Source organism: Mameliella sp. AT18 (genome assembly GCF_028807275.1).
Lineage (GTDB): Bacteria > Pseudomonadota > Alphaproteobacteria > Rhodobacterales > Rhodobacteraceae > Antarctobacter > Antarctobacter albus.
Map to the genome: position 1 here is coordinate 1 of NZ_JARAMO010000012.1, position 8,242 is coordinate 8,242.

Genomic DNA, 8,242 nt, shown 5'->3' on the forward strand with positions numbered 1-8,242 from the left:
CATTCTAGAGGATTTCTAAAGCTTTGCAAGTGCTTTTAACTGGTTGTTTTATCGGGTGTTGTATTTTTATGCACTAAAAAGGTTCAAAAACATACAACCTTACGCCTAACTCAATAATTTTAAAGCAGAAATATAGATTTAATATTTCTGCTCTCTTTTTTCATTACTTTTGCACTGCTGCTGCTTTAATATTCACACTGAGAATTTTAACAGGTTGTTTCGGTACATCTTGATGTGGCCCTGCACGTCCTGTCGGTACTTTAGTGATTTTATCTACCACATCCATACCTTTAGTGACCTGACCAAAAACCGCATAACCTGCGTTATTGGTACTTCTATCTAGAAAGTTATTATCCACCACATTAATAAAGAACTGACTGGTTGCAGAATGCGGTAGGTTGGTTCGTGCCATCGCCAAAGTGCCACGTTTATTCGATAAACCATTACTTGATTCATTTTGAATGGCTGGTCGGGTTGGCTTTTCCACAAGGTCAGCAGTCATGCCCCCACCTTGCACCATGAAACCCTGAATGACGCGATGAAAGATCGTGCCGTTATAAAACTTAGCTTTCGTATAGTCTTCAAAGTTTTTTGCTGAGATTGGTGCTTTATCATTAAACAGTTCAATTTCGATGTTGCCCATTGATGTTTTCATTTCAACAATCGTGTTATTTGCCATGACCGCCATACTCATACATGTAACCGCCACTGCAACTAAACTCTTCTTTAACATTTCGTTACTCACAGCATTCAGATGTTATTAGATTTCGGTATATTAATCGTTCAGTATAAATAAAACACTACTTCTTCTAAGAAAACGAGAATAACGATGAATGAAGCTTTAGCCCTGTCTCAATTGAGTCAATTTCCGCCTTGGCATTTACAAGGTGAAGCTTTTATTTTGAATTATTGGATCAGTCCGCAATTTATCCGGCAATATAAAACGTTTCGTATCGCTCCTTCCCCGATTGGTCGTGTGGTTCAAGTCATGTTGGTGCGTTATCATCAATCTCCTGTTGGACCTTATGATGAACTGCTTTTGCTTGACCATCCTTTACTGAGCAAACGGCGTTTAAGCTCGATTCCTAAAATTTATGTATCTACACAGATTTCAGTTGAACATGGTCAACAGCTTTGGGGTATTCCGAAAGAGTTCGCTCAGTTTGACTGGCATACGCAGCACGAAACAACACAATGTCAAGTCAGCACTCAAGACCAAACCTTGTGTTTAACACTCACCCAATGTAAAAAAGCACGTCCGTTTTATATTAATAGTCATCACATTCCACGTTCCATGCTCAAAATACAGCAAGCGTGGCAAGGTCAACGTTATGAGTTTTCTCCACAGTTTCGCGCGAAGCTAATGAAACTGAAAAAATTTGAATGGCAAAACCATACCACCCTCTTTCCAGACTTTGGACAGGCCAAGGCTCTACAAAGTTTTTATGTCCCAAGCTTTCAGCTTGTTTTTCCAGAAGCCAAAATCCGCTCTAAATAAAAAAAGAATGTTCCACGTGAAACATTCTTTTGAAAATTCATGCATCTTTATTTGGCATTCTTATCCCAAAATTTTCTAAAATTCTTTGCCATTTCTATGGTGATTTTTTTTGCCCGACGAGAAATGATGGTGAAGTTCACAAAGCCATGGGGTTGATCTAGATAATTCTGATAATAAACCTTATTGCCCTGCTGCTTTAATTTGATGGCATAAATTTCACCTTCATCATGCAATAAATCATGACCTGCGGTGATGACAAAAGCGGGTGCGACACTTTTTAATACGCCATAAGTCGGCGAAACAATAGGATCATCCAGAGCTACCTGATGTTGTTCAGCATACAACGAGGTCACTCTATCGACATCTTGCCCCGTTAAGGTCAGTCCATCTTTATAAGCAAAGAACGATGGATGGCGACTTTTGAAATCGACCACGGGGTAAATTAACAATTGTGCACTTGGCGCATAAGCTTTTGCAGCAGTTCGCTGCGCCACCACGGCACTGATATTGCCACCTGCACTATCGCCTGCCACCGCAATTCGGTTTTTCAAAATTTTGAACTGACGACGGTTTTGATAGACCCAAGCCAAAGCATCTTCACAAGATTGAATCAATAAATGCGGGCCAACTTCTGGTGCCAAAGGATAATCAATACTGAGCACCTGTACTTTGGCATGGATCGCCAGTAAGCGACAGACTTCATCATGACTGTCGAGACTGCCAACCACAAAGCCGCCGCCATGATAAAACACCAACATCGGAAGTTTCTTATTCGGTGCAGGATGATAATGCCGCGCAAATACAGTTCCACTTTGTAAAGGTAGACGTAAATCTTCCACTTGTTTTACCGCGCTGGGTTTCGCGGTCAACATTTGAATTTGATGATCAAACAATTTACGAGAACGATGATAGTCTTCAAAAATAAAGCCCGATTTGCCTTGCTTATATTGAGCTGCCATTAAGCATTTGATAAAGGGATCTAATTGTTCAAACTGGTGAGGATAACCCAGCGCTTTAACCAAGCCTTCTTGTGCTACTATCGGCAAGCGATCAATCACTCGTGCCGCACTGCCTTGGCCTTGTTCCACCCATTGTTGTAAAGTTTGATTCAACACGCCCATGTCAATAATATCCTTTTATCGTTCTTCATATTCTCTACATGATCAGCACTTACGTGACCATTCTCTTATATAAGTCTTCACATCAAGATACATAGCAATACGTCCTATACGCTAATCTTCTTTTAAGAGCTTGTCATTGACAATTTTTATGCCGATTTAGGAGTGTTTTGCTACTCCGTTTTTATGAAGGAGACCTGCCATGACTAAAAAAATAATATTCCTCTCACTCATCAGCACCTTGTTTGTTGGTTGTGTGGCTTTTCCTGAGGATGGCTATTATGACGGACGCTACGACCACCGCTATGATTATGATGATCGACGCTACGACCAGCATGATCGCTATGAACGTGAACGAGACCGCCAACGCTGGGAATACCAACAACGACAAAACCGCATTGAACGCGAACGTCGCGAGGCAGACCGAAACCGCCAAAGACATGCTGAATGGGAACGCCAAAACCGCGAACAAGAACGGCAACGTATTGAAGCTGAGCGCAAACGGATCGCTAATCAACGTCATCAAGACTGGCAACAGAAAAAGCGTGATCAAGAGCGATTAAACCAAGAACGCAAACGTTATGATACTGAACGTCAGCAACGACAAAATGCCGAACGCCAACGTCGTGAGCAAGAGCGTCAACGAACTGAAGATCGACGCAAACAATCCCATAACGATCGTAAGCAACGTCCCGATGATCAACACCACAATCAAAACAGAGGTTGGGATAACTCACGTCAAGAGCGATAAAATCGTCATCGCACATCAGACTGATGAAATAAGACGGCTGAACAGCTTGAGTTATTTACTCCCTAAAAAAGACCTTCACGGCATCCTGTGAAGGTCTTTAACAAAGCGAATGTAAGAGAAGTTCTCTTTTAAGTTTTATTGTTGTGTTGTCGCAGGTGTAGATTGGATGGGTTCAATCTGAGCCGCAGGATCTGCTTGAACCTCGACTCCAGCACTTCCCTCAACGGTTGCAGTTGCATCTGGTGCAGTGGTCACTTGAGCGGACTCAGGTGCAGTACTGGTTTCACTTGAGCTACAGCCCACGATGGCAAATGCTGAACCTAAAAGCGCTAGAGACACTAATGCAGTTTTCTTATTTAACATTCTTTCATTTCCTTTTACATCATACAAAAATAGCAAAGCCAAACTTTGCCCTGCCTATCTTTGTCAAATCCGAAAACTTTTACACACGTTCTGAGTTGTAGTTTTTGCAGACTCGAGTACAACTTGTGCAATTTTTTATTAATTGGGTACAAATACCGCCTTAGCACTACATCTCCACAGCAGCTCAAGTTAATATGCTGATTCTGCATTATTTCTTTCTTCGGTGAGCAGCATAAATAGGAACTCTATGCTTAGACCATCAACTCTTCAGTATTGCAGAACTCTTGTATGCTGATACACGATTAAATAATGTTATTTTTAAAGTTTAAGCAAAAAAAAGCTTAACCCAAAGCGGATTAAGCTCGAGAAAGCATACAAAAATAAAGAAACCACAGCCTTAAAAATCGAATTTTGAGTGCAAAGCTCGAATCACTCTGACAGCATTATACCTTTGCACCGAATAGAGTACTTTTGGGAGACGTACTATTCAAAAACCTAAATCTCTAAATTAAGAGGGTTTCCCCAAGCTATGCAAATAGGTCGCAGTCACCATACTTTGCTCTCTCCACAAAGTATGATCACCGCTGATGAACTCATTATGTGGTCAAGCGAAAAATTAGTAAAACAGATAAATTTAATTAAAATAATTCAATGTAACGATTAGCCTTTTTCAACATAAAAAAACTCAAGCAGAATTGGAAATGGACCTTCGGATAGAATAAGCACCTAGAAAGCCTGATTTCAGCAATTTTTTACCAAAAATACATGAATTAATCACTGAAGCCGCTTGAATTTTTGGCTGTTGCCCCGATCTTTTGTAGTAATCCTGAATTCAATAACGCATGGCAGTTCAGATTAACCCAGTTAACACTGATGCCTGAAGGACTGTACATGTTTAAAAACCCATTTAAACGGAGTAAATCAATGGCGACTGAGCACAATCAAGAAGCTCAAGATCTAGGGCAAGAGCAAGCGGATTCACAAACAGCGCAAACTCAAGCTGAAGCGGAGCAAGCTGAAGTTTCAGTTGAGGATTTACAAGCCCAAATTACCAATCTTGAAGAAAGCTTAAAGCTTGAAAAAGCCCGCACTGCAAATGCTGTATACGAAGCACAAAAAAGTGTAGAGCGTATTCAACGTGAATCAGAGAAGCATAAAGACACCGTTCTCGAAAAATTCGCAAAAGAGTTACTGGACTCAGTGGATAATTTAGAACGTGCCCTTAGCGCATCGGGTGAGGAAAAAACACCAATGTTTGAAGGTGTGGAACTGACGTTGAAATCGTTACTGACTGCACTGGAAAAATTTGGTGTGGTCGCAGTTGATACAGCAAATGGTTTCAATGCGGACTTGCATCAAGCAGTCGGGATTGATCCAAATGCGAAAGCCAACGAGATCGGAACGGTATTACAAAAAGGTTATACCTTAAATGGTCGTTTGCTTCGTCCAGCAATGGTCATGGTTGGCGCATAAACTCTATAAATTCGAGAGTTTGTAAAATTTTTTCTTGATTATCACTTGAAAAAAATTGAACGGCTCTCATATCGAATAACAAGCAAAAACATTGCAAAAATTTTTGAGGAATCATCCAAATGGCTAAAATCATTGGTATTGACTTAGGTACAACAAACTCTTGCGTCGCTGTACTTGAAGGCGACAAAGTTAAAGTGATCGACAACGCTGAAGGTGCACGTACAACACCATCGATTATTGCGTATAAAGATGGCGAAATCTTGGTGGGTCAGTCTGCAAAACGTCAAGCAGTGACTAACCCTAAAAACACATTATTCGCAATCAAACGCTTGATCGGTCGTAAGTATCAAGACCAAGCGGTTCAAAAGGACATCGGTCTTGTCCCTTACAAAATCATCAAAGCTGACAATGGTGATGCTTGGGTTGAAGTAAACGACAAGAAACTTGCACCACAACAAATCTCTGCTGAAATCTTGAAAAAGATGAAGAAAACTGCAGAAGATTACTTAGGTGAGACAGTAACTGAAGCGGTGATTACCGTTCCTGCTTACTTTAACGATGCACAGCGTCAAGCAACTAAAGATGCGGGTAAAATCGCAGGTTTAGAAGTTAAACGTATCATCAACGAACCAACGGCTGCTGCACTTGCGTTCGGTATGGACAAAAAAGAAGGCGACCGTAAAGTTGCAGTTTATGACTTAGGTGGTGGTACTTTTGACGTATCTATCATTGAAATCGCTGATCTTGATGGCGACCAACAAATCGAAGTGTTATCAACTAACGGTGATACCTTCCTTGGCGGTGAAGACTTCGATAACGCTTTAATCGAGTTCTTGGTTGAAGAGTTCAAGAAAGAACAAAACTTCAACTTGAAACAAGATCCACTTGCATTACAACGTTTGAAAGAAGCAGCTGAAAAAGCAAAAATCGAGCTTTCTTCGTCAAATGCAACTGAAATTAACCTTCCGTACATCACGGCTGATGCGACTGGTCCTAAACATTTAGTGATTAACGTAACACGTGCAAAACTTGAAGGTTTAGTGGCTGATTTAGTTGAACGTACAATCGAACCTTGCCGCATTGCGCTTAAAGATGCTGGTCTTTCAACAAGCGACATCTCTGACGTAATCTTGGTGGGTGGTCAATCTCGTATGCCACTTGTACAACAAAAAGTACAAGAGTTCTTCGGCCGTGAACCACGTAAAGACGTGAACCCTGACGAAGCGGTAGCAATGGGTGCTGCAATTCAAGGTGCGGTATTGTCTGGTGACAAAACTGACGTACTTCTTCTTGACGTTACTCCGTTGACACTTGGTATCGAAACCATGGGTGGCGTGTTAACAGCAATTATTGAGAAAAACACCACGATTCCTGCTAAGAAATCTCAAGTGTTCTCAACTGCTGCGGACAACCAACCTGCTGTAGACATTTCTGTGTTCCAAGGTGAACGTAAAATGGCACAGCAAAACAAATTGTTAGGTAACTTCCAATTAGGCGACATTCCACCTGCTCCACGTGGTGTGCCACAAATTGAAGTATCGTTCGACATTAACGCTGACGGTATCTTAAAAGTATCGGCTAAAGATAAGAGCACGGGTAAAGAGCAATCCATCCAGATTAAAGCAAACTCAGGTTTGTCTGATGCTGAAATCGAAGCAATGATCAAAGATGCTGAAGCGAATGCTGAAGAAGACCGTAAGTTCGAAGAACTTGCGAAAGCACGTAACGAAGCGGATGCATTGGTATCTTCTGCTCAAAAAGCGGTGAAAGATCTAGGCGAGCAAGTAACAAGCGATGAAAAAACTGCTGTTGAAACTGCAGTCGCTGAGCTTGAAACTTCAACTAAAGAAAATGATGTAGAAGACATCAAAGCGAAAACTGAAGCACTTCAAAACATCATCATGCCGATCACGCAACGCGCTTATGAAGCTGCTCAAGGTCAAGGCGGTGCTGAAGGGTTCGACCCGAATGCATTCGGTGGTGACGCTGGTCAACAACAAAAAGCGGACGATGGCGTTGTAGATGCTGAGTTCACTGAAGTAAAAGATGACAAAAAATAATTTGTCTCTTTAATAAAAAACCGCGCGAAAGCGCGGTTTTTTATTACCTAAATATTGTTGTTTCACATTCCACTTTTACCTTAGGCTGATAAAAAATTTAGATCTCAGCCTTCAATGAAAACTGTACAGTTGGGCCTCATCGTCCTCATTACTACCTTCGGTTCTGCATGTACCACAATAAGCCCCTCCGTAGAAACAGCTAAAAACCAACAGCAACAAAGTGCTCAGCAGCAGATCCAACAAGCCTTCAATCAACTCCAAACCACTGGGGTGATTGTCATTAAAGATAAACATGGCTTACACAGCTACGGCAATGACTTGAGCCGTGCTCAGACACCCTATGTACCCGCCTCTACCTTTAAAATGCTGAATGCCTTAATCGGACTAGAACATGGTAAAGCAACCAGCACCGAGGTATTTAAATGGGATGGTCAAAAGCGCAGCTTCCCTGCTTGGGAAAAAGACATGACTTTAGGGCAAGCCATGCAAGCATCTGCCGTTCCCGTTTATCAGGAGCTAGCACGGCGCATTGGCCTAGACCTGATGAAAAAAGAAGTACAGCGCATTGGATATGGCAATCAACAGATTGGCACCGTTGTCGATAATTTTTGGTTAGTCGGTCCACTGCAAATTACGCCTGTTCAAGAAATCCTTTTTGTAGAGAAGCTGGCCAATACACAACTCGCTTTTAAACCCGATGTACAACATGCAGTACAAGACATGCTGCTGATTGAACAAAAACCGAATTATAAACTCTACGCCAAATCTGGTTGGGGCATGGACTTAGAACCGCAAGTGGGCTGGTGGACAGGCTGGGTCGAAACAGCAACAGGTGAAAAAGTGTATTTTGCTTTGAATATGCATATGAAAACAGGGATTTCAGCCAGCGAGCGTGAGCAACTGGTCAAACAAAGTCTGACAGCACTGGGAATAATTTAAGCCCACAGAGAAGACGCATTTTTTATGTTGTAAAGGTATT

General features: G+C 41.7%; 8 protein-coding genes. 5 read left to right on the top strand and 3 right to left on the bottom strand.

What is annotated here, in order from left to right; translation table 11 throughout:
• Window positions 1–163 precede the first annotated feature (163 nt).
• A complete protein-coding gene (locus PVW46_RS01300; protein ID WP_443137029.1) occupies window positions 164–745 on the bottom strand; it encodes a peptidylprolyl isomerase in 582 nt (193 codons plus the stop codon).
• Window positions 746–829: 84 nt separating this feature from the next.
• Here PVW46_RS01300 and PVW46_RS01305 point away from each other — a divergent pair, with 84 nt between their 5' ends.
• Window positions 830–1,498, top strand: coding sequence for an acetoacetate decarboxylase family protein (locus tag PVW46_RS01305; RefSeq protein ID WP_058870666.1), 669 nt, complete (start codon window positions 830–832; stop codon window positions 1,496–1,498).
• 47 nt (window positions 1,499–1,545) lie between these two features.
• Here PVW46_RS01305 and PVW46_RS01310 read toward each other — a convergent pair whose 3' ends face one another.
• On the bottom strand, window positions 1,546–2,619 hold the full coding sequence (locus PVW46_RS01310) for an alpha/beta hydrolase (protein ID WP_274574046.1): 1,074 nt from the start codon (window positions 2,617–2,619) through the stop codon (window positions 1,546–1,548).
• Between the two features lie 199 nt (window positions 2,620–2,818).
• Between PVW46_RS01310 and PVW46_RS01315 the strand changes: the two genes are divergently transcribed.
• Window positions 2,819–3,367 (top strand): hypothetical protein, encoded by a 549-nt coding sequence (locus PVW46_RS01315; RefSeq protein WP_058870664.1) that lies wholly within the window; start codon window positions 2,819–2,821, stop codon window positions 3,365–3,367.
• A gap of 135 nt (window positions 3,368–3,502) precedes the next feature.
• Here the strand turns inward: PVW46_RS01315 and PVW46_RS01320 are convergent, their stop codons facing one another.
• A complete protein-coding gene (locus tag PVW46_RS01320; protein ID WP_274574047.1) occupies window positions 3,503–3,772 on the bottom strand; it encodes a hypothetical protein in 270 nt (89 codons plus the stop codon).
• Between the two features lie 831 nt (window positions 3,773–4,603).
• Between PVW46_RS01320 and grpE the strand changes: the two genes are divergently transcribed.
• From grpE to blaOXA, 3 genes are all read left to right on the top strand, one after another.
• Window positions 4,604–5,203: a nucleotide exchange factor GrpE gene (grpE, locus tag PVW46_RS01325; RefSeq protein ID WP_338020514.1), complete on the top strand. Its 600-nt coding sequence runs from the start codon at window positions 4,604–4,606 to the stop codon at window positions 5,201–5,203.
• 119 nt (window positions 5,204–5,322) lie between these two features.
• Window positions 5,323–7,263 (top strand): molecular chaperone DnaK, encoded by a 1,941-nt coding sequence (gene dnaK / locus PVW46_RS01330; RefSeq protein ID WP_114837303.1) that lies wholly within the window; start codon window positions 5,323–5,325, stop codon window positions 7,261–7,263.
• A gap of 114 nt (window positions 7,264–7,377) precedes the next feature.
• Window positions 7,378–8,202 carry an OXA-211 family carbapenem-hydrolyzing class D beta-lactamase gene (gene blaOXA / locus PVW46_RS01335; RefSeq protein WP_274574057.1) on the top strand — a complete coding sequence of 275 codons (825 nt, stop codon included), beginning with the start codon at window positions 7,378–7,380 and terminating at the stop codon, window positions 8,200–8,202.
• Window positions 8,203–8,242 lie beyond the last annotated feature (40 nt).

Excerpts from the sequence above, each read along its gene's own strand:
- PVW46_RS01305 (WP_058870666.1), top strand. The coding sequence starts at position 830 with ATGAATGAAGCTTTAGCCCTGTCTCAATTGAGTCAATTTCCGCCTTGG.
- PVW46_RS01310 (WP_274574046.1), bottom strand. The coding sequence starts at position 2,619 with ATGGGCGTGTTGAATCAAACTTTACAACAATGGGTGGAACAAGGCCAA.
- PVW46_RS01315 (WP_058870664.1), top strand. The coding sequence starts at position 2,819 with ATGACTAAAAAAATAATATTCCTCTCACTCATCAGCACCTTGTTTGTT.
- grpE (WP_338020514.1), top strand. The coding sequence starts at position 4,604 with ATGCCTGAAGGACTGTACATGTTTAAAAACCCATTTAAACGGAGTAAA.
- dnaK (WP_114837303.1), top strand. The coding sequence starts at position 5,323 with ATGGCTAAAATCATTGGTATTGACTTAGGTACAACAAACTCTTGCGTC.
- blaOXA (WP_274574057.1), top strand. The coding sequence starts at position 7,378 with ATGAAAACTGTACAGTTGGGCCTCATCGTCCTCATTACTACCTTCGGT.